The 21,776-nt window shown below is 61.8% G+C and carries 18 protein-coding genes and 1 pseudogene; 10 read left to right on the top strand and 9 right to left on the bottom strand.

Annotated elements, in window-relative coordinates; all coding sequences use genetic code 11:
* Positions 1 to 80: 80 nt before the first annotated feature.
* From RE418_RS15060 to ssuD, 6 genes are all read right to left on the bottom strand, one after another.
* Positions 81 to 956, bottom strand: coding sequence for a MetQ/NlpA family ABC transporter substrate-binding protein (locus RE418_RS15060; protein ID WP_049203558.1), 876 nt, complete (start codon positions 954 to 956; stop codon positions 81 to 83).
* Between the two features lie 2 nt (positions 957 to 958).
* The gene (locus RE418_RS15055; RefSeq protein ID WP_016927110.1) at positions 959 to 1,663 is read right to left on the bottom strand and encodes a methionine ABC transporter permease; all 705 of its coding nucleotides are present in this window, start codon (positions 1,661 to 1,663) and stop codon (positions 959 to 961) included.
* The gene (locus RE418_RS15050; protein ID WP_043143177.1) at positions 1,660 to 2,679 is read right to left on the bottom strand and encodes a methionine ABC transporter ATP-binding protein; all 1,020 of its coding nucleotides are present in this window, start codon (positions 2,677 to 2,679) and stop codon (positions 1,660 to 1,662) included. The genes RE418_RS15055 and RE418_RS15050 overlap by 4 nt, the downstream gene beginning before the upstream one ends.
* A 7-nt stretch (positions 2,680 to 2,686) precedes the next feature.
* Positions 2,687 to 4,093: an LLM class flavin-dependent oxidoreductase gene (locus RE418_RS15045; protein WP_025303423.1), complete on the bottom strand. Its 1,407-nt coding sequence runs from the start codon at positions 4,091 to 4,093 to the stop codon at positions 2,687 to 2,689.
* An 84-nt stretch (positions 4,094 to 4,177) separates the two neighbouring features.
* A complete protein-coding gene (locus RE418_RS15040; protein WP_089181070.1) occupies positions 4,178 to 5,557 on the bottom strand; it encodes an FAD/NAD(P)-binding protein in 1,380 nt (459 codons plus the stop codon).
* A complete protein-coding gene (gene ssuD / locus RE418_RS15035) occupies positions 5,557 to 6,729 on the bottom strand; it encodes an FMNH2-dependent alkanesulfonate monooxygenase (RefSeq protein ID WP_049203566.1) in 1,173 nt (390 codons plus the stop codon). The genes RE418_RS15040 and ssuD overlap by 1 nt, the downstream gene beginning before the upstream one ends.
* Positions 6,730 to 7,006: 277 nt before the next feature.
* Here ssuD and RE418_RS15030 point away from each other — a divergent pair, with 277 nt between their 5' ends.
* Positions 7,007 to 8,920, top strand: coding sequence for a sigma-54-dependent Fis family transcriptional regulator (locus tag RE418_RS15030; RefSeq protein ID WP_089181071.1), 1,914 nt, complete (start codon positions 7,007 to 7,009; stop codon positions 8,918 to 8,920).
* Between the two features lie 79 nt (positions 8,921 to 8,999).
* On the opposite strand, the gene RE418_RS15025 is transcribed toward RE418_RS15030, so the two are convergent.
* Positions 9,000 to 10,010 (bottom strand): GntR family transcriptional regulator, encoded by a 1,011-nt coding sequence (locus RE418_RS15025; RefSeq protein WP_089181072.1) that lies wholly within the window; start codon positions 10,008 to 10,010, stop codon positions 9,000 to 9,002.
* A gap of 346 nt (positions 10,011 to 10,356) precedes the next feature.
* On the opposite strand from RE418_RS15025, the gene RE418_RS15020 reads away from it, so the two are divergent.
* From RE418_RS15020 to RE418_RS14980, 9 genes and pseudogenes are all read left to right on the top strand, one after another.
* Entirely contained in the window at positions 10,357 to 11,724 is a 1,368-nt protein-coding gene (locus RE418_RS15020; RefSeq protein ID WP_089181073.1) for an amidase, read from the top strand.
* 65 nt (positions 11,725 to 11,789) lie between these two features.
* Positions 11,790 to 12,671 carry a polysaccharide deacetylase gene (locus RE418_RS15015; RefSeq protein ID WP_025303429.1) on the top strand — a complete coding sequence of 294 codons (882 nt, stop codon included), beginning with the start codon at positions 11,790 to 11,792 and terminating at the stop codon, positions 12,669 to 12,671.
* A gap of 35 nt (positions 12,672 to 12,706) precedes the next feature.
* Positions 12,707 to 14,047, top strand: a complete 1,341-nt coding sequence (locus RE418_RS15010; protein WP_089181074.1) for an MFS transporter — start codon at positions 12,707 to 12,709, stop codon at positions 14,045 to 14,047.
* 43 nt (positions 14,048 to 14,090) lie between these two features.
* Positions 14,091 to 14,870, top strand: a complete 780-nt coding sequence (locus RE418_RS15005) for an SDR family NAD(P)-dependent oxidoreductase (protein ID WP_089181685.1) — start codon at positions 14,091 to 14,093, stop codon at positions 14,868 to 14,870.
* A 14-nt stretch (positions 14,871 to 14,884) separates the two neighbouring features.
* Entirely contained in the window at positions 14,885 to 15,631 is a 747-nt protein-coding gene (locus RE418_RS15000; RefSeq protein ID WP_025303434.1) for an SDR family NAD(P)-dependent oxidoreductase, read from the top strand.
* A gap of 68 nt (positions 15,632 to 15,699) precedes the next feature.
* Positions 15,700 to 15,957, top strand: coding sequence for a hypothetical protein (locus RE418_RS14995; protein WP_225735623.1), 258 nt, complete (start codon positions 15,700 to 15,702; stop codon positions 15,955 to 15,957).
* Positions 15,954 to 16,982, top strand: a complete 1,029-nt coding sequence (locus RE418_RS14990) for a GTP-binding protein (protein ID WP_089181075.1) — start codon at positions 15,954 to 15,956, stop codon at positions 16,980 to 16,982. The genes RE418_RS14995 and RE418_RS14990 overlap by 4 nt, the downstream gene beginning before the upstream one ends.
* 29 nt (positions 16,983 to 17,011) lie before the next feature.
* Positions 17,012 to 18,205 carry a PotD/PotF family extracellular solute-binding protein gene (locus RE418_RS14985; RefSeq protein WP_089181076.1) on the top strand — a complete coding sequence of 398 codons (1,194 nt, stop codon included), beginning with the start codon at positions 17,012 to 17,014 and terminating at the stop codon, positions 18,203 to 18,205.
* A 144-nt stretch (positions 18,206 to 18,349) separates the two neighbouring features.
* Positions 18,350 to 19,451, top strand: a pseudogene (locus tag RE418_RS14980) (glycosyltransferase family 9 protein).
* Here RE418_RS14980 and RE418_RS14975 read toward each other — a convergent pair.
* Both RE418_RS14975 and RE418_RS14970 read right to left on the bottom strand, forming a co-directional pair.
* The gene (locus RE418_RS14975) at positions 19,390 to 20,613 is read right to left on the bottom strand and encodes an O-antigen ligase (protein ID WP_089181078.1); all 1,224 of its coding nucleotides are present in this window, start codon (positions 20,611 to 20,613) and stop codon (positions 19,390 to 19,392) included. The pseudogene RE418_RS14980 and the gene RE418_RS14975 sit on opposite strands and share 62 nt — an antisense overlap.
* Positions 20,591 to 21,499 carry a sugar glycosyltransferase gene (locus RE418_RS14970; protein WP_025303440.1) on the bottom strand — a complete coding sequence of 303 codons (909 nt, stop codon included), beginning with the start codon at positions 21,497 to 21,499 and terminating at the stop codon, positions 20,591 to 20,593. The genes RE418_RS14975 and RE418_RS14970 overlap by 23 nt, the downstream gene beginning before the upstream one ends.
* Between the last annotated feature and the right edge of the window lie 277 nt (positions 21,500 to 21,776).

Below are 21,776 nucleotides of genomic sequence, written 5' to 3'. Positions count from 1 at the left end.
TAAACACAGTTACAGCGTAACAAAAACGCCGGATTAACGCGCGTTAATCCGGTCTTTATCACGGTCATTTCGGGCGGGGATTATTCTGCCGAGACCGGCACCAGCACGCCTTTCACCAGCGGGTCGTCGGTGCTTTTCAGCCACGCCTGCAACCTGGGATCGGCAAACGCCCGCTGCAGCTTGCGAATATTTTCGTCCTGCAGATAGGGCGTGCCAATCACCAGCTGCGAGGCGAAGGTTTTCGGCGCCGGTGGGAACAAGATGCCCTTCTCACGCGGCACTTTGCCGGCGTCGAACTGCGACACATAGCCAATGGCCGCATCTACCGAATTCAGCGCGCGCGGCATGGTCAGCAAATCCAGCTCCTTGAAGTTAAAATGGCGTTTGTTCTCGCGAATGTCTTTCAGCCTGGCGGTGCGCGCCTCGATCGCCGGATCCAGCCCGATCAGTCCAATGCGCTGCAGCAGCCACAACGCCTGCCCCTGATTGGCGCCGTCGTTGGGCACCACGATCTCCGCGCCGTCCGGCAACTCCGCGATCGACCTATAGCGGTCGGAATAAATGCCAAACGCCCACTGAAACACCGGCAGCGTCGGGGTCAGCTTAAAACCATTGGCATCTACCACCTGTTTTAGCCACCATTGGTGCTGGTAGATCGTGGCGGCGTACTGCCCCTGCGCCACCGCACGATCGGCCTGCACCGGATCCTGCAGGCCAACCGCCTCCAGCCTAAGGCCGTAATCCGGCGCGATATGGTCGCCGACGTACTCGATCACCCGCTGCTCTCCGGCCATCGCCGGCTCAAAGTGCACTTTCAACGTGCTGCCGAACTGCACCGTCTGCTGCTGGCCGGCGCTGAAGTGCCAAACCGCGGCGGCGATAATTGCCACCGCCGCGATACCCACCGGCCACGGCCAGCGTTTCTTCTTCACTATCTCAAAATCGTGATTAGGCATGATTAAAAGGTTTCCTGATGATGACGCAACGCGGCGACCAGGCGGTCACCAATAAACTGAATCAGTTGAATCGTGGCGATCAGCACCACAATGGTGGCGATCATGATGTGATTGTCGAAACGCTGGTAGCCGTACACCACCGCCAGATAGCCGATGCCGCCCGCGCCAATGGTGCCGGCGATGGCCGAATACTCGATCATCGAGATGACGTTCAGTGTGATGGCGGCGACGATCGCCGGCAGCGCCTCGCTGAGCTGCGCGCGGGTGACTATCTGCCAGATCGAACCGCCGGACACCAGCCCCACCGCCGTCACCTCCGGCGGCAGTTCGCGCAGCGCGTTCTCCACCAGCCGGCCAAAGAACGGAATGCCGGCGACGATCATCGGGATCACCGCCGCCGGAATGCCGATGGTGGTGCCGGTCAACCAGAAGGTGAACGGAATAATCGCCGCCATCAGCACCAGAAACGGCAGCGAACGGCCCATGTTCACTAACCAGCTCAGCGCGCGATTCAGCGCCGGACGCGGAAACAAGCCGCGCGATGAGGTGTTGAACAACACCACGCCGACGGCGCCGCCGATCGCCACCACAAACAGCATCACGATGCCGACCATCAGCCAGGTTTCGCCGTAGGCCGGCAGCATCAACCGATGGATCTCGCGCCAGGGTGTGTCCTGGCTCATCACGCTGTCAGACAGATTTTTCATACCGCCTCCTGCAAGGCCGCCGGCTGTTCCAGCACCTCGGCGAGAATGCCCAACCGCCGCAGCTCGCCCTGCAGTTCAGCCACCGAACGCGAACCGCCGCCAAAACGCACCGCAATCTCTAACCGCCCGGCCAGGCTGCCGCCCACCACTTCAACGTGGCCGCCCAGCAGATCGATCTGCAGGTCGAGTTGGCGGCTGATGCGGCTGATCCAGTCGGTGGCCGCCGGCTGACGGGCGGAATAGGTCACCTGCAACCGCAACGCGGCGTCGGACGCCAGCGTCTTCAGCGGGAACAGCTGGCGGCCCAGCGAGGAATCGGGCGCCGCCAACAGCTCGCGCACCGGCCCTTGCTGCACAATCACGCCGTCGCGGATCTCGGCCACCGCGTCGGCGGCGTCGCGCACCGCATCCATCTCGTGGGTGATCAGGATGATCGACAGGCCATACCGATCGCGCAGCTGTTTAAGCAGGCTGAGAATGGCCCCGGTGGCGTCCGGATCCAGCCCGGAGGTGGCCTCATCCGCCAGCAGCACCGACGGATTCAGCGCCAGCGCGCGGGCGATGCCGACCCTTTGGCGCTGGCCGCCGGACAGCTGAGCCGGGTAAAACGCCGCCTTGTCCGCCAACCCTACCGCTGCCAGCAGGCTCTTTACCCGCTTGTCGATATCGCGCGGCACCACGCCCAGATAGGTCAACGGCAGCGCCACATTCTGCCAGGCGGTTTTACGCTGCAGCAGCGCGGAAGACTGGAACACCGTGCCTATCGCCCGCCGCTCCCTGCGCAGCGCCTCGCCCGCAAGCCGCGACAAGTCCTGGCCGTTCACCCGGATACTGCCGCTGCTCGGCCGCTCCAGCAGGCTGATGCATTTCGCCAGCGTCGATTTGCCCGCCCCGCTGGGGCCGACCACGGCGGTAATCGATCCGGCCGGCACCTGCAGCGAAACGCCCTTCAGCACCTCAATCCGTCGCCCGTCCGGCGCGCGGTAAGCCTTGTGCAATCCTTCAATCTCTATCATCGCATCCTCACTTGACGCTCAGTGCATCGGCCAAGAGCGCGCCGGCCGGCCAGCGGTAGCCCACCGCCGGGTGCGGCTCTGCCAGGCGCGGCCCCTGATTGAACAATTTTTCTCGCAGAGTGCCCGCTGTGTAGTCGCGCTTGTACACTCCGCGTTTTTGCAGCTCGGGGATAAGCAGTTCCACCACGTCGGTGAAGGTTTCATGGGTAACGGCGTAGGCCAAATTGAAACCGTCAACATCCGTTTCCTCCACCCACGCCTGCAGTTCGTCGGCCACGGTTTGCGGGCCGCCCACCAACAGCGGGCCGAAACCGCCGATGCCGACCCATTCGGCGATGCCCTGTACGGTCCATTCACGGCTGGGATCGGCGCTGGAGAAAGTTTCCACCGCCGACTGAATGGCATTGGTGTGCAGATGCTTCAGCACCTGATCCGGCTGATACTGACCGAAATCGATGCCGGTCCAGCCGGACACCAGCGCCAGCGCGCCTTCGTAGCTGGTATAGGATTTGTATTCCCGCCATTTTTCCTGCGCCTGCCGGTCAGTTTCACCGACGATCACCGTCTGCAGGTTGAAGATCAGGATGCTGCGCGGGTCGCGCCCGGCCTCGGCGGCGCGGCGGCGGATATCGGCCACGGTTTTTTTCAGCAAGGTTTTCGAAGGAGAGGCGACAAACACGCATTCGGCGTGCTCCGCGGCAAATTGCTTGCCACGGCTGGAAGCGCCGGCCTGATACAACACTGGCGTGCGCTGCGGCGAAGGCTCGCTCAGGTGAATGCCCGGCACCTGGAAGAACTCGCCTTTGTGGTTGATCGGATGAATTTTCGCCGGATCGCTGAAGATGCGCCGCTGACGATCGCGCAAAATCGCGCCGTCTTCCCAACTGCCCTCCAGCAGCTTGTAAACCACCTGTAGGTATTCATCGGCGTAGTCGTAGCGCGCATCGTGATCGGTCTGCGCCCGGTGGCCAATATTGCGCGCGCCGCTCTCCAGGTAAGAAGTGACGATATTCCAACCGATACGCCCCTTGGTCAGGTGATCAAGCGTCGACAATCTGCGGGCGAAAGGATAAGGGTGCTCAAATGACAGCGAGGCGGTCAACCCGAAGCCGAGATGTTCGGTAACCAGCGCCATCGGCGTCACCAGCGCCAGCGGATCGTTAACCGGCACCTGCGTCGCCTGGCGGATCGCCGCGTCGCCGCTGCCGTTAAGCACGTCGTAAATCCCCAGCACGTCGGCGATAAACAATCCATCGAACTTGCCGCGTTCCAGCAGGCGCGCCAGATCGGTCCAATATTCGAGATCCTTATACTGCCAGGAACGGTCGCGCGGGTGCGCCCACAGCCCCGGCGACTGATGGCCGACGCAGTTCATATCAAAAGCGTTAAGACGAATTTCACGTTGCGATGACATAGCGAGCTCCACAATTATCTGCCGGCCACGGGCGGAGCCGGGCCGGATGGGGGGTCTTAGGGTGTTAAAAACGGGAATGGACGATCAGTTTGCAGCCGGACATCGCGCCAGCAGATATTGCGCGACGCTTTGGGCGTGTTCCGCCACCTGCGGCAGCCCCATCAGTTCGCCGAAGCGGCCACGCGCCGCCGGGCCGGCCACCAGCAGGCGCGGGTTGGCAAGGCCGTCGCCGCCGATCGCCTGGCTGTCGGCATTGACCCACAGCCCCAATCCCAGCGGATCGGCGCGCAGCGCCCCCTGCTCCGCCAGCGAGCTGAGCAACGGGCTGGCGGCGATCAGGCCAGCATGGGCCGGACCCGTAGCGATCAGCAGCCGCTGCGCCTGCAGCGCCCGCTCTGCGCCCTGGCGCGGCAGAATCGTCAAACGCACGCCCTGCGGCGTGGGTTCTGCCCGCCGCAAACGAGCGGCCAATACCTGCAGCGTGCCCGCCGCCTGTTGCTCCGCCAGCAACGTGCTCACCTGCGGTGCAATGCGATAGCGGTGCACGTCCCAATAGGCGCGCAGATGCCGCAGAAAGCGCTGCTGTTCGGTCGGCGTCAATGCTTGCCACAGACGCTGGCCCTGGGCGCGCACCTCGTCCAACACCGCCTGCCACGGCACCCGTTGCCCAGCGGCGCGCGCCACCTCAAGGCGCACCTGCCGCACCCCGTCACGCAGTCCGGATGGCGGGGTAAACGACCACGTCGGGTACTCCCCTTCGGCATTGGCACGCGGCAACAAGCCATGACGAGAGAACGCGGTAATCGGCCCACGATGCCCGCGGCGGTACAACGCCGCCACCGCATCGGCCATCGTCAGCCCGCTGCCGACGATCGCCAACGATTCATCGGGTTCAATCTCATCCAGCGCCCCCTCCGCCCAGGGATTGGCGATTAACCGCGCGTCGCGCGCCAGTTCCGGGGCGATCTGCCGCGGCAGCGCGGGCGGCGGATGGCTGGTCGCCAACACCACATAATCGCCCCACAGCCGTTCGCCGCCGGCGGTGATGACGGACGCGCCCTGTGCCTGCGGCTGCAGGTACTGCGCCCGATCGCGCAGGTGCCGCAAGCGGGCCTGGCCCGACTGCGCCGCCTGATGAAAACGCTCCTCGACATAACGGCCGAAGGCGCCGCGCTGCGGATAGGCCTTACCGTCGCGCCATAGCGCCTGCGGATCGGCCGTCAGCCCGCCGCCCTGACGGAACCAGCGGTCAAAATCCCCCGCGGGCTCATCCGCCAGCTGCATCCTATCGGCCGGGACGTTGATGCGGTGGGTCGGCTCGGTGGTCGAATACGCCACGCCATAGCCCGGCGCGGCGCGCGGTTCGATCACCGTGACATCCACCGCTCCGCGCGCCAGCTGGATCGCCAGCGCCGCGCCGGTGAAACCGCCGCCGATAACGATAATATGGGCACGCTTCGCCATCAGCCCTCCCGCTGCGCCGGGCCGGGACGACGATCGCCGCCGATGGTTTCGCCAAACGGGCCGGTATTGATCGTGCGAGCCGTCTGATGGGCCGACTGCGCCAGCGGCAGCAGCGGCATCACCAGCTCGGCGAAGCGGTGAGCCTCTTCCAGATGCGGATAGCCGGAAAGGATGAAATTGTCGATGCCCAGCGCCTGATACTCGCGTATGCGCGCCGCCACCTGCTGCGGATTGCCCACCAATGCGGTGCCGGCGCCACCGCGCACCAGGCCGACGCCGGCCCACAGGTTGGGGCCGATGCGCAGACTCTCGCGCGAGCCGCCGTGCAGCTCGCTCATGCGGCGCTGGCCGGTGGAGTCCATGCGCGCAAAGATCTGCTGCGCCGCCGCGATGGTGTCGTCATCCAGATGCGCGATCAGTCGCTCGGCCGCCGCCCAGGCTTCGTCTTCAGTTTCGCGCACGATAACGTGTAGGCGAATGCCATAGCTGAGTTTACGCCCCTGCCGCTCGGCGCGCTGGCGCACCACCGCCAGCTTTTCCGCCACCTGAGCCAGCGGCTCGCCCCAGGTCAGGTAGGTGTCGATCTGCCCAGCGGCGATGTCGATCGCTTCCGGCGATGAGCCGCCGAAATAGAGCGGCGGGCCGTTTTCCTGCACCGGCGGGAACAGCAATTCGGCGCCTTCGACGCGAATATGCTTACCGCTGAAATCCACCTTCTCCCCTTGCAGCAGCCGTTGATACACCGTGAGAAATTCCTGTGTCACTTCGTAACGTTCGGCATGGCTGAGGAAGATGCCATCCCCTTTGTTTTCCACCGGATCGCCGCCGGTCACCACGTTGATCAGCAGGCGTCCGTCCGACAGCCGATCCAACGTCGCCGCCATGCGCGCCGCCAGGCTCGGCGGCTGCAGGCCTGGGCGCACCGCCACCAGGTAGCGCAACCGGCGGGTGATCGGCGCCAGCGCCGCCGCCACCAGCCAGGAATCCTCGCAGCTTTTACCGGTTGGGATCAGCACGCCGTAATAGCCGAGGTTGTCGGCAGCCAGCGCCACCTGCTGCAAATAAGGCAGGTCCACCGGGCGCCCGCCCTGCGCCGTGCCCAGATAGCGGCCGTCGCCGTGGGTCGGCAGAAACCAGAAAACGTTGATGCGCTCTTTCACTGACTCAGTCATTTATGCCTTTCCTATATAACTATTTTCAGTATTTATCGATAGAAAAACTTTGCTTGGTTATAAAAAGAAAAGCAGGATGCATGCCACATTGCAGATTTTAAAAAACCAATAAATATCAATACATTGATGAAATATCGACGTCAAAACACTGCTGCATTGGCAGCAGGCAGCGGCGGAAAGCTGTTGCCAATGCAGCACCGTGCGCCTTTTATCCTCTCGCGGCTGCCCATTGGCTGGGATAAGATTTTTTTCCCATCGTCGTAGACAGGAGACGCCCATGTACGATCCCCAACCGTTCGCCGCCGACAAGCCGGTGCTGATCGATCCGGCGTCGCTCGCTCTGCAAAGCGTGCTCGATCGGCTGGCTCCCACCGACGCCACCGTGCTGATCGTCGGTGAAACCGGCACCGGCAAAGAAGTGGTGGCGCGCTATCTGCACCACCACAGCGCGCGCCGCCATCAACCTTTCCTGGCGGTCAACTGCGGCGCGCTGACGGAAAGCCTGGCGGAAGCCGAACTGTTCGGCCATGAGAAAGGCGCCTTCACCGGCGCCGTCGGCACTCATCAGGGCTGGTTCGAAGCGGCGGAAGGCGGCACCCTGCTGCTGGACGAGATCGGCGAGTTGAACCTGTCGCTGCAGGTCAAGCTGCTGCGCGTGCTGCAGGAACGGGAGATCACCCGCGTCGGTTCGCGCAAACCGCTGAAGATCGATGTGCGGGTCATCGCCGCCACTCACGTCGATCTGGCCGGCGCGATTCGCCAACGGCGGTTCCGTGAAGATCTCTATTACCGCCTGAACGTGGCGGCGGTGACTTTACCGCCCTTGCGCCAGCGGCCGGAGGATATTCCGGTGCTGGCCAGACATTTTCTTGCGCTGTACGCCCGCCGTCTGGAACGGCCACTGCCGCGGTTGACGGCGGAAGCGCAGCAGGCGCTGCTGGACTACCCTTGGCCTGGCAACGTGCGCGAGCTGGAGAACACGCTGCATAATGCGGTCTTGCTGAGCCAGGAGGGGGCGATCGCACCGCAGCAACTGCAGCTCACCCATCGCCTGACGGATAACGACGGCAGCAGCGACGACGCCATCGACCGCTTTGTGCAGCGGCAGTTGCAAGGCGACAGCGCACAGCTTTACCAACGGGTGCTGGATGCGCTGGTGCGCAACGCCTTCGAAAGCAGCGGCGGCAACCAGCTGCAAGCGGCGTCGTTGCTTGGCGTCAGCCGCAATACCCTGCGCACCCATTTGGCACATCTTGGTCTGATCAAACCGCGCCGTCGCAGCGCCGGCGCACCCGCACATTCACCGGCCATCGCCGCAGCGTCTCTGCCCGAACGTGAACTGCGCATCGGCTATCAAAAGTTCGGCAACCTCGGGGTGCTCAAGGCGCGGCAAAGCCTGGAACAGCTCTTCGCCACACAGCGCATCAGCGTGTTGTGGAGCGAGTTTCCCGCCGGGCCGCAGCTGCTGCACGCGCTCGACGGCGATGAGATAGACTTCGGCACCACCGGCGAAGTGCCGCCGATCTTCGCCCAGGCACAGGGCAATGCGCTGGTGTACGTCGGTTTTGAGCCGCCTGCGCCGCAGAGCGTGGCGATGGTGGTGCCGCAAGACAGCCCAATACGCAGCGCCGCCGATCTGCGCGGCAAACGCATCGCGCTCAACAAAGGCTCCAACGTGCACTATTTATTGCTGCAGATGCTGGACGAACAGGGATTGACGTTGAACGACGTGCGTATCGTCTACGCGCCGCCGAAGTATCCGCTGTCGGCGACCGACCTGCAGGCGGTGGACGCCTGGATGATGTGGGATCCGCTGCTCAGCGACGCGCAGCGCAACGGGGAACTGCGCGTGATCGCCGACGGCACCCAGCGGGTGCTCAATCAGCAATTCTACCTGGCGCGCCGCGGCTTCGCCGAGCGTTCGGACGATCTGTTGCGGCCGCTGATGCAGGCGCTGCAGCACACCGGCCGCTACATCGCCGCGCAGCCGAGAGAAGCCGCTCGTCACCTTTCCAACGAACTGGGGCTGGCGAGCGCCTCACTGGAACTCGCGCTGTCGCGCCGCAGCCACGAGGTTCGCGCCATGGATTTACAGGTGATCCGCCAGCAGCAAAGCATCGCCGACCGCTTCTACGCCCTCGGGCTGCTGCCCAGAGCGATCGCCGTGCGCGAGGCGGTTTGGCTGATGTGACTCCCTCTCGCCGGAGGCTCCGGCGCGGCGAGATCGGCCGCCCCGCGCAGGCCCGGGCGGAATAAACGCGACCGTAGACCTAGCTTAGCCGCAACAGGTAAGGCGGCAAGGCGGGTTCCGGCAATACCGAAATGACCTTCAGCCGTTGCAAGGTACGCATCTGTGCGCGGCGCAGATGCTCCTGCAACCCCAGCGCAGCCGCGTCGTTAGCGCCCTGCAACAACATCTGCAACACCAGGCGGTGTTCATTCAACATCGCTTCCTCAATCTTAATCCCCAGCATATCGTAGAAAATACGCGTGACGATGAGCGGCGACTGGCTTTGACGCAACACCCCCAGCAGGGTTTTATTCCCCGCCGGCGCCAGACAATGAATATGCAAGTCTTCCTCTACCCGCTCCAGGCTCGCCAGGGAAAATGTGCCTTGTTCCAGCTGAGTCAGGCGTTCCAGGCTGTCTAACACATGCTGGCGCGAGAGATGGGGTGCCGCCTTGAGCAAGGCGGCGGGCTCCAGACAGGCCCGAATTTCATAATGATCGGTGATTTCTCGGGCGGTGAGTGGCCCGGCCAGCCATTGCGCATAGGGCTCTTTCTCTACCAGCCCTTGATCGCGCAGTCTCATCAACGCTTCGCGAATGGCGCTGCGGCTGACATTATAAAATTCCGCCGCGCTGGCTTCATTGACCTGGTAGTGACCAAACACCATGCAGGTAGACAACGCCTCCTGCAAATCGCTGAATACCTTCTCACTCGTGCTACGGGTATCCATCAATTCTTCCTGCGGGCACAATCCCAACACGGCTCGGTTAAGCGGCAAACGCTGCGGCTCTACTTCACCCCCTTCAGGCGTCACGATGAAACCTCGGCCTTCGAAACGCGCTATCAGCCCCTCTTGATGGAGCAGCCCCAACGCTTTGCGAACCGGCACCCTGCTGGTACCGAACATGTCCGCCAGCGGCCCTTCAAGCAATACCAACCCTGCGGGCACCGACCCCGCACGAATGGCCTCATCCAGGGTTTGTCGGATCATTTCATAACGCGCGCCGGCGCGTGTTTCACCGCTGCTTTTCTCCACTCTCGTTTTTTCCATTAGCTCGTCACTCAACCACCGTTCCCCATGGAGTGACTGGCATTATGGCACACTCCACCCACCAAATTGGCGCTCACTCGTTCTTATCCCGTCATTGCCCTTTCTAAGGGCAATTGCCCCCCGGCATGCACCATAACGGCTAATTTAAATAAAAATACATTTTCAATACCGTGCTAGACCAACGAAAAACGTGCCCCACATCACCATTTTCAGCTTAAATAACACGTTATTTATCATTTCGATCACAACTCAGCACGAATTTTAACCAAGGGTAATGACAACCTGGCATCCAGCTTGCTACCTTAAAATGTATATTTTAATAAAAGATACATTTTAAGGTCATCCTATGAATCACACCCCTGGGCATGCCTTCCCTGATGCCATCCAACTGACGAGCGCGTTTCGCGAAGGAACGCTGACACCGAGCGAACTCGTGGAACACGCTTTGTCATCAGCCGCCGAAGCGCCAACGGTTTTCATCTGCCTGACCCCGGATCGCGCCCGTCGCGAAGCGGCTGAAGCGACCCGGCGTTGGCGCAGCAATGCGCCGCTCAGCGAGCTGGACGGGATTCCCATGGCCGTGAAAGATCTGCTCGATATGGCCGCAACGCAAACCAGCGCCGGTTCCGCGACCCTAGCCACCGCCCCGCCGGCGACACACGATGCGGCGACGATCGCGCAGCTTCAGAAGGCCGGGCTGGTCAGCATCGGCAAAACCAATCTCAGCGAGTTCGCCTATTCCGGTCTTGGCCTCAACCCACATTTTGGCACCCCTGCGCTCTTGGATCGCCACGGCACGGCTCGCGCACCAGGCGGATCGTCCAGCGGTTCGGCCAGCGCGGTCGCACGCGGTATCGTCCCCATAGCCATGGCGACCGATACCGCCGGTTCCGTTCGCATACCCGCCGCCTTTCACGGACTGATTGGCTACCGCAGCAGTAGCCAACGCTATAGTCGACGCGGCGTTTTTCCGTTATCCCCCAGCCTGGATACCCTCGGCCCCCTCTGCCGCAGCGTTCGCGACGCGATCGCTTTCGATCGGGTGCTGGTACCCGCGTCCCATCCGCTGTCGCCCTATCCGCTCACGGGCATGACGCTGCGGGTCGATCCCGATGTCTTGCACGATCCGCACGTACAACCTGCAGTCCGTCAAAATTTGCAGGCTGCTCTGGCGCGCCTGAGCGCGGCCGGCGCACATATTGACGAGCGCCCGGTCGCCATGCTGCGTCAGGCGCTCATCTGGGTAGCCGAACGAGGGTGGCCGGGCGCCGCAGAAGCGCTGGAACAGCATCGGGAACGTCTGCACAGCCCCTTGGCCGAGAGTATGGATCCGCGCGTGCGCAGCCGCTTACTGGCGGCGGAAACGCTCCCCGCCGATCTGCTGGCGCAGTTTTTGCGCCAGCGCGCCGGCTGGCAGCAGCAAATGCACGATGAATTGGCCGGTGCGCTGCTGATAACGCCGACCGTCGCCCACGTTGCCCCTCCGCTGGCCGCACTGGAAAACGACGCTGCGCTGTTTGCCCAAGCCAATCTGGCCACGTTGCGGCTCACCATGCCCGGCAGCCTGCTGGACATGCCGGGGATTGCCATGCCTACCGGCCATGATGGCGATGGTCTGGCGACCAGCGTACTGCTGTCGCTGCCGGCCGGCGACGATGAGCGTCTGCTCCGGATGGCTCTCAGTATCGAATATCGGTTGACGCAACAGAATTAACCCACGCAGGCCGCTGCTGTTGCGGCCGGCTCTCGCGATTGTTCGCACACTCAGGAGATAACAACATGGCTAAAGAAATACTTTGCGCATTCGGCGTCGATGTGGACGCCGTTGCCGGTTGGCTGGGGTCTTACGGCGGCGAAGATTCACCCGACGATATTTCACGCGGTATGTTTGCCGGTGAGGTAGGTGCGCCGCGCTTGCTTAAGCTGTTCGCCGATCACAACCTGCGCACTACCTGGTTTATTCCCGGCCACTCCATCGAAACCTTCCCGGCACAGATGAAAGCAGTCGCAGATGCCGGGCATGAAATCGGCGTGCATGGCTACAGCCACGAAAACCCGATCGCCATGACCCCGGCGCAAGAAGAGGCAATCCTCGATCGCTGTATTGAGCTGGTGACACAATTATCCGGCAAGCGCCCTACCGGCTATGTCGCGCCCTGGTGGGAGTTCAGCAACGTCACTAACGAACTGTTGTTGAAGAAAGGCATCAAGTATGACCACAGCCTGATGCACAACGACTTCCACCCTTATTATGTCCGCGTCGGCGACAGCTGGACCCGCATCAACTACAGCCAGCATCCCGACAGCTGGATGAAACCGCTGGTGCGCGGTGAAGAGACCGATTTGGTGGAGATCCCAGCCAACTGGTATCTGGACGATTTGCCGCCCATGATGTTCATCAAAAAATCCCCCAACAGCCACGGCTTCGTCAACCCTCGCCATCTCGAAGAGATGTGGCGCGATCAGTTCGACTGGGTCTACCGCGAGCACGACTACGCCGTCTTCACCATGACCATCCACCCCGACGTCTCCGGCCGCCCGCAGGTGCTGTTGATGTTGGAACGCTTGATCAAACACATCCAGAGCCATCAAGGGGTTCGCTTCGTGACCTTTGATGAAATCGCCGACGACTACCTGCGCCGCATGCCGCGCAAAGTCTGAAACTGCCGCTTTCCACCGCATGAGTGACAGCAAACATGAGCCTCTATAAAAAGACAACGGTCAACGGCTGGCAACCCCAGCAATTAACCATCAGGGACGCCAAATTCGCAACATGGATCGCTTTCTTCGCCTGGGTCTTCGCCGTCTATGATTTCATTCTTTTCGGCACATTGCTGCCGGAAATCGGCGATCACTTTGGCTGGAGCGAAGTAGAACAGGCCGAACTGGCCACCTGGGTGGCGGTAGGCGGCGCGATCATCGCGCTGGCTATCGGCCCGTTGGTCGACAAACTCGGCCGGCGGCTGGGCATCGTCGTTACCGTCGGGGGAGCCGCCGTTTGCTCGCTGCTGACTGCGATCGGCGGTGCCTGGGGGAAAGGCGCGCTGATCGGCATCCGTTCCGTCGCCGGGCTCGGTTACGCGGAACAAACCGTTAACGCCACCTACCTCACCGAGATCTACGCCGCTCTCGACGATCCGGCCCTCAATCGCCGCAAGGGATTCATCTACAGTCTGGTCCAGGGCGGCTGGCCGGTCGGCGCGCTGGTCGCTTCGGCGCTGACGGCATTGCTGATGCCGATCATAGGCTGGCAAGGCAGTTTTATTTTCGCCGCGCTGCCGTCGTTTATCATCGCGTTGCTGGCGTTGAAACTGAAAGAGACTCCGCAGTTTCAAATCCACCAGCACATTCATCAACTGCGCCATCTCGGTGATATCGAGCAAGCTCGGCAGGTCGCTCGCGATTACCAGGTCGATTATGACGCTCATCAGCAGGCCGGGCTGTCAGCCGCATTCCGCGGCGCTTCGCTGCGCGCCACATTGGTGCTGGGCGGTGCCGTGCTGATCAACTGGTTCGCTATCCAAATCTTCAGCGTGCTCGGCACTACGGTTCTTACTAAAGTGCACAGCGTCTCCTTCGCCAACTCGCTGCTGATTCTGGTGCTGTCCAACCTGGTGGGCTATTGCGGCTACCTGACGCACGGCTGGTTGGGCGATCGTTTCGGTCGCCGCAATACCATCGCCGTCGGCTGGATGATCGGCGGGGTGTCATTCGCCGTGATGCTTTTCTGCTCCAGCAACCTCCCGACGATCGTCGCGCTGTACAGCATCGGTTTGTTCTTTCTGATCGGCCCCTATGCGGCGGCGCTGTTTTTCATCAGCGAAAGCTTCCCTACCGCCATCCGCGCCACGGCCGGTGCGCTGATCGGCGCGATGGGGCCGATCGGCGCCATTATCGCCGGCATCGGTACCACCACCGTACTCAGCGACGGCGGCCACTGGCAAACCGCCGCGCTGTGGTTCGGCGCCGTACCCTGCTTCGCTTCCGGCGTCATCATGCTGTTCGCCCGCCATGTGGCGCCGCACAGCGTGCACTAAGTGCTCGAGGGGGGGGAGCCCCCTCATGTTCGAGGAATCGTTTATGACTGAAAAATTATCTTCATCTCAACCGGTGGCGCTGATCAGCGGTGCGGCCAGTGGCATAGGATTGGCCCTGGCGGAAGAGTATGCCCGCCGTGGCGTCAGGATCGCCGCCGGCTATTTTCCCCAGGATCCGCACGACTATCGGCAAGCGGCCGAGCGCGTCGCCAACGCCGGCGGTGATGCCTTGTGGCTGGAATTGGACGTGGCCTCCACCGCCTCGGTGGAGGCCTTTGCCCTGCGCGCGGCAGAACACTTCGGCCGCGTCGATTATGCGGTGGCCAACGCCGGCCTGCTGCGCCGCTCACCGCTGGAAGAGATGAGCGACCAACAGTGGCATGAAATGCTCAATGTTGATCTCAGCGGCGTGATGCGACTGTTTCGCGCGGCGATCGGCCAGATGCGCGGCGGCGGCAGCCTGGTGGCGGTATCTTCCATCGCCGGTGGGGTCTACGGCTGGCAAGATCATGCTCACTACGCCGCCGCTAAAGCCGGCATCCCCGGCATCTGTCGTTCACTGGCGGTGGAATTGGCCCCACGCGGCATTCGCTGCAACGCGGTGATCCCCGGTTTGATTGAAACGCCGCAGTCGCTGGATGAAACCCACTCGCTGGGGCCGGCGGGCCTGGCCAAAGCCGCACGAGGCATTCCGCTGGGACGCGTAGGACGGCCGCAGGAGGTCGCCGCCCTGATACGTTTCTTGACCAGCGACGAGGCCTCGTACATCACCGGACAAAGCCTGATTATCGACGGCGGCCTGACGGTTCGCTGGCCAGAGTGAGCGGGGAGGAAAATATGATGCTGAAACACCGCCGCGCAACGATCACCGGCGCCGCCAGCGGCATAGGCGCCGCGATTGCCCTGTTGTTTGCCAGGGAGGGGGCAGCGCTGATGCTGAGCGACCGCGACGGCACCGGGCTGAACGTTATCGTCGAACGCTGTCGGGCTGAGGGCGCAACCTGCCATGGCACTGTCGCCGACGTCGGCAAACCGGACGGCGCCCGACGGGGCGTGGAGGCCTGCCTGCAACGGTTAGGCGGTATCGACATTCTGGTTAATAACGCCGGCATGCTTACCCAGGCGCCCTGCAGCGAACTGACGCTGGAGATGTGGGACGAGATGATGGCGGTCGATCTGCGCAGCGTTTTCCTCGCTTCGCAGCACGCACTGCCTTATATGCGCCGACAACGCTGGGGCCGCATCATCAATATCGCGTCGCAATTGGGCATTAAAGGCGGCGCCGAACTGAGCCACTATGCCGCCGCTAAGGCCGGGGTGATCGGCTTCACCAAGTCGCTGGCGCTTGAAGTCGCCTGCGACAATGTGCTGGTAAACGCCATTGCACCCGGCCCGATCAAGACCCCGTTGGTGGCCGGCATCAGCGATGCCTGGAAAGAGGCCAAAGCAAATGAGCTGCCGCTGGGACGGTTCGGCCTGGTCGAGGAAATCGCGCCGGTGGCGCTGCTGCTGGCCAGTGAGCCGGGCGGCAACCTGTTTGTCGGCCAAACGCTGGGGCCCAACGCCGGCGATGTGATGCCCTGATAGGAGAACCCCGAACGATGTGCGGACTCTGCGGACTATTGAACGACACGCCGCAATGGAGCGATCCGTTGCGACATTCTGACCTGCCCATGCGCCAGCGTCGGCTGCAACAGCTGGCGATACTGAATCGCGCTCTGGCCCCCTTAAAGCTGACGCTAAGCGATATCCACGGCAGCAGTTGGCTACTGGCCGGCGCTACCGGACAGCAGGCGATCGTTACCCGCCTGGATCAGCTTTGGCAAGAGGCCGAACGGCTGCTGAAACGGCCGATTGACCCGCTCGATGAACGCTATCTCACCGCCCTCATCTCTGCGGAGGCGCCATGAGCCCAGAAGATAAACTGCCGGTACACGTGTTGAGCGGTTTCCTGGGCAGCGGCAAAACCACCTTGCTTCAACGTTTGCTGGCAGGGCAGAACCTGGATGATGTCGCTCTGCTGGTCAACGAATTCGGTGAGGTCGGCATCGACCATTTGCTGCTGGGGGAGATCGCACCGGACACCGTGCTGTTGCCCGGAGGATGCGTCTGCTGCGCGATCCGCGGCGAGTTGAAACAGGCGCTGTTGGCGCTGTATGAACGCCGTCAACGTGGCGAGGTGCCGCCATTCAGCAAAGTGATCCTGGAAACCACCGGCCTGGCGGATCCGGCACCGATATTTGCCACATTGCTGCAAGACCGGCAGTTACAGTACCATTTCACCCCCGGTACCATGGTCACGCTGATCGACAGCGAACATGCCTGGCAGCAAGCCAACCATCATCCCGAATGGTTGGCCCAGGTCAGCGCCGCCGACTGGCTGGTGCTGAGTAAGACCGATCGTGTGCCGGCCGGCGAAGGGCCTGCGTTACTGGCGTACCTGCAGCAATTGAATCCGCTCGCGCAAACCGCCATGAGTCATCAATTGGCCAATGGCGATCTCAGTCTGTTCGATACCCCATGCTCCCCTCAGGTGCCTACGCGTTTTCGGCGTTGGCCGGCCGTTCCGGCCAAACAGGGGGCAACATCTTACAGCAAGCCTGGGCAGCAGACGCACCCTACCACCGAGACCTGTATCATCACCTTCGAGCAACAGATAAACTGGTCGGCTTTCACCGTCTGGCTGTCGATGCTGCTGCATTGCCACGGACAATCTATACTGCGGATAAAAGGCATGCTGAACGTGCTGGAAAGCGATACGCCGGTGGTGATCCACGGCGTGCAGCACAGTCTGCATCCCCCGGAACATCTTGCCGCCTGGCCGGACGGCCGGCGGCGCACGCAGTTGGTCTTCATTCTGCGCGGCCTTGACCCCAAGCGGCTGCAGAACGCTTTTCAACGTTTTCTACACCCTTTTACGCAGCCATCCTTCTGATGGCTCCCCTTTGACGGAGCTGCCACCTCATGACCTCGACACCTTCACCCCGCGGTCGCCCCACGTTACGGGTATTGGGTACTTCGGTGACCTTGCTCGAACTGTTGCGTCAACGGGCAGAGCAGGATCTGGGATTGCATATCGAATATCACATTCACGATGTGCAAGACGCCCAGCGTATCGCCGTTATGCACCCGGAGCGTTACGATCTCTACGACCAATGGTTTCACAACGTGGATTTTGTCTGGCCGGCGCGAGCCATCCAGCCGTTGGAGATTAAGAGGTTGGCTTACTGGGACGAGATTAACGATTTACCTAAACTCGGCGCCCTGTTTCCCGGTGGGCGGTTGGGTGACGGCAGCGTGCCGGTAAACCGCCTGTATGTGCAACATGACCGTAGTCTGAACAGCCGGCCCACCGATCACATCAGCATGCTGCCGCTGACGCATAACGCCGACAGCTTCGCCTATCATGAAGCTCGCTTGCCGCCCGCGCTGCAGGAAGAAGAAGAAAGCTGGGGATGGTTGCTGCACCCGGCATTTTCCGGCCAGTCGGCGCTGCAGGACGATGCGGCGATGGGCGGACTGGATGCGGCTCTGGCTGCGCAAGGCGCAGGGCTCGCGCGTTTCGCCAACGTTGGCAACCTCAGTCTGGAGGAGATAGACAGCCTGACCGACGCGCTGTCCCTGCTGCATCGCCAGGGGCACTTCGCCGCATTCTGGACCAGCCAGGACGAAGCCTGCCGATTGATTGACGATCCGCGCGTCAATATCCAAAGCCTGTGGGCGCCAACGTATTTTCGTCATCACTCGCGGCAAAAAGATTACCGGCTGGCGACGCCGCGTGAAGGCTACCGCGCCTGGTATGGCGGTCTGTCGCTTTCACGCTGCGCCACCGGTAAAACACTCGACGCCGCCTATGCTTACCTTAACTGGTGGCAATCCGGATGGCCGGGCGCAGTGATGGCCAGGCAGGGATACTATATTTCCAATCCTCAGCGCAGCCGGCCTTACCTGTCTGCCGCCGAATGGGATTACTGGTATGCAGGCAAAGCCGCCAGTGAAGATTTGCCGGACGCTTACGGCAACCCGCTCATCGCTAAGGGGGAAATCCGCGATGGCGGCAGCTATGAGCAGCGCATGAGTCACATTGCCGTCTGGAATTCCGTGATGGATGAACATAACTATCTGGTACGACGCTGGCAGGATTTTCTTCGCGCCTGACCGGCGGCGCCCGAAGGCAATTGCAAGCATAACGTTAGCATCTGTCGCAATCTGTTGCGGGCCATTGGCCTGCCGTGGCCGCGCTTGTATGATACGACGCGGCGCCAGACGGTGGCCACCGAACTCAAGCGGAAGCGAACGGCAATGTCTAAACAGTGGAAAATAGCGGCGGCCAACGCCGGTTTGCGTCTCTATACCGCGCATCGCGGGCAATTTCCGGCCCGCAGCGAGCTTCGATCCGCAGCAATCCTTTGAACGCATCGTGATTTTCTCCACCAGTGCCCTCGGCGATCTGATGTTCAATACGCCCGCCATCCGCGCACTGTGTGAGCGCTATCCCGGTGCGCAAATCACGTTGGTCTCCAGCCACAAAAACCGGCAGCTGGTCGAAGGCAGCCCCTGCTTTCATGACGTAATTTACTGGGATCATAAGGCTAAAGACATGTTGGGCGTTATCCGGCGCCTGCGAAAAAACCGGCCGCAGCTGGCGGTCATCCTGCACTCGAAGGCGCCTTATGACGTGCTGGTCGCCATCACCGCCGGCTGCCAATACCTGTTCAAAGACATTTATGGCGACAAACCGAGCGGCATGGAACGCTGGCTGACCGGCGTCAGCCGCAGCACCGGCGGCCATTTGATTCAGCGCAAGCTGGATATGGTGGGGCAATTGGGATGCCGTACCGACAATCCTGACATGTTCATCCCGGTCGCCCTACCCGCACTGGCGAAACCGACGGGCAAGATCCCGATCGGCTTTCAGATGGGCGCCTCCGAAACGCTGCGTCGTTGGCCGGTCGAATGCTTTGTTCAGCTGGCGCAACGGCTGCTGGCGCACTCCCCCGACTGCCAGATCGAGTTGATTGGCAGCAAGGCGGAGCGCAGCCTCGAGCGGGAATTTATGGCGGGTTTGAGTGAGGAACAGCAACAGCGGGTGGTAAGCCATATCGGCGCGACCACGTTACCGCAACTGCTGGCGACCATCGCCAATCTGCAGGTGCTGGTGACCGGCGATACCGGCCCGCTTCACCTCGCCGTGGCGTTGAAAACCGCCACCGTCAGCCTGTTCGTCACCGCTAACCCGCGGCATACCGGCCCCTATCAGGACAGCGAGCGGCATCAGGTGATGCACGTGCCGGTTGATAGCGCCGCGCTGGATACGGCCCAGCGCAGCCAACCGCTCAGCCTCATCGCGGCGGAACAGGTGCTGGAGAAGACCCTGGCGGCGTTACCGCCGGTACACCCCTGATCGGCAACCGCTTAGGCTGCGACAGCAGCATCGCCAGCGGCAGCCAAAACAGGTACCAAAACTCCGCCGGATTGGCGATCACAAACATGCCCTGCGAACTGTAGAACACCAGCATAAACAGAAACATGGCCGCTTCCCAACGCCGCCCTGCGCGCCAGTGCGCGATGGCGAGCCGCGCGCCATATCCCAGCAGCGCCAGCAGCAACAGGAAACCCACGCAGCCGCCCTTCAGCAACGCGCCGAGGTACAGGCTGTGCGTTGTGTGGTTCAGCTCGCCGGTGTAATTGAGAAAGTTAAGCTGCTTATCAAAGCCGTAGCCGAAGAACGGCGCCTGTCCGATCAGCGCCAGGCTGTGGCGCCAGATGCTGATGCGAACAAAGCTCTGTTGATACAGCTCGCCAAAACGCGTCAGCAACATTTCGCCGATCGCGCTGTAAACGACGACAAGAACCACAGCCAGCACACCGGGCAACAGAAACCACAGCCACCGTCCCGGCCGGTGTCGATAAGGCATCGCCACTACCACCGCGAGCGCCAGTGCGATCAGCGGGCCGCGGCTTTGCGTCAGCACCATGAATGCCAGCAGCGGCGGGATAAAGCACAGCGCCGCTTTTTGCCCGGTATCGCGGAAAATCATCAGGCTCAACAAAATGGCGATGGCGGCGTAACCGGCCAGATCGATCACGTTGCTCGGCCCCGGATTGCGGGCGGTGGTTTCCCGCAGATGATAAATCGACGGGGCGTCTACCAGCGTCAGATACAGGCACAGCGCCGTCATGCCGGCCAGCATCGCCCACAGCAGTTGATGACGCCGCTCACCGTCGAGCAGCGTCACCAGCCAGGCGAGATAGAGCAGAATATAGGCGCTGTGGGTCAGGGCCGACGGCATGTCGCCCGGCGTCTCGCCCCACAGCGCACTGAGGGAATAATAAAGCAAAAACATCAGCGCCAGCCCGCCGCCCCAGCGCGCCTGACGATTGGCCCACAGCTGCCGCCGCAGCGGCGGCCAGGTGAACACGACGGCCAGCCACAGCAGCGCCGCCAAATGAAACAGGTTGTTGACGCGGGTCTGCCCGCAAAAGATCGCGCTGAAAAACGCGAAGGCTAAAAACAGCGCGCTGCCGAAGCGATAACACCGCTCAGGCTTGCTGAAAGTAAACATTGCCGTCCACCTTCTCGAAGATATCGCTGCCGATAGCGCTGTGCAGGGAGAGGTTTTTAATCGCGATCTGCTGCTTTTTCATGATCGCGCCGGCGTGTCGAAAAGCGGGGATCACCAGCGACGCCACCTTGTCCGCCAGGAACGTCGGCAAGCGATCCTGCTCGGTTTCGTAAAAGCGCGGCTGGTGGAAGTTGTTCATGTCCAGTCCGGCGATAAACAGCTGCCTGAAGCCGAGATAGGCGATGATTTGCAGCGCCCAATAGGCCACGGTGCCGGCATCGAAAATGCCGCAGCGGATATCCTGGCTAAAGCCGAGCATGCGGCTCTCGGCGGCAAAGACCACGCCGTTTTCCCGGCAGTAGTGATCCCACAGCGCGCCGCTGTCGATCCGAGGGCGGTAAATCTTGCAGGCCGCGTCTTCGACGATCGCCAATCGGCAACCGATCGCCGCCGGGCCAAAGCGATCGAGAATGCGCGCCACGCCGTGCACGGTGGTGAACAGCGTCAGCTCAGGCCGTTGAATGACGTCGCGCACGATCTCTGGGCGGCTGTCGATAAACCCCATGTCCACGATGACGTAGAAGCGAAAATCCACCTGCCGATGCAGAAAATAGGCGCCGTTGACCCCGATGGCGGGCATGGCGGGAATATTTTCGAAGCGCAGCGCCTTCACCGACGGGCCGGTAGCCGTCAGCAGCACCTCTCCCCGGCAACTGCTGCGCAGTTCGCTCAGCGGGACGATCGGCACCGCCCGGTGCTTGTACCATAAGGCGGCGATTTCACCGCCTTCGCCGCGCGCGATCTTCACGTAGGGCCAGAGGTTTTCGTTATGCCGATAAGGGCGCGCGTGGGAATAGCGGTAGATCTGCTTAAAAAAAGAGCCCATGGTGGCGATGTCCTGTCCAGAGTGCGTGACGATACCTACAGAGGCATCTTTCTGTATGCTCAGAATTTAAAAACGTGTCAGCACTGGCCAGGCTGCCCAGCGAGTATCTAAATATTCGTTTAGTCGGGCAATTTTTGTAATTTGAATTATCTGTCTGCGTATCGGCAAAAGATGCGTCAAAATGTTAATCGGGTGAGAAACTGTTACAGCGCGTAACAATAACGTCAATGGCAATACCCGAGCGCGTTCAGGCGGCAGCCAACGGCGCTGCCGCCTG

Origin of the sequence: Serratia sp. szju (genome assembly GCF_044594185.1) — a bacterium.
GTDB classification, from domain to species: Bacteria; Pseudomonadota; Gammaproteobacteria; order Enterobacterales; family Enterobacteriaceae; genus Serratia; species Serratia bockelmannii.
This window is presented reverse-complemented; position numbering and strand designations above follow the sequence as displayed.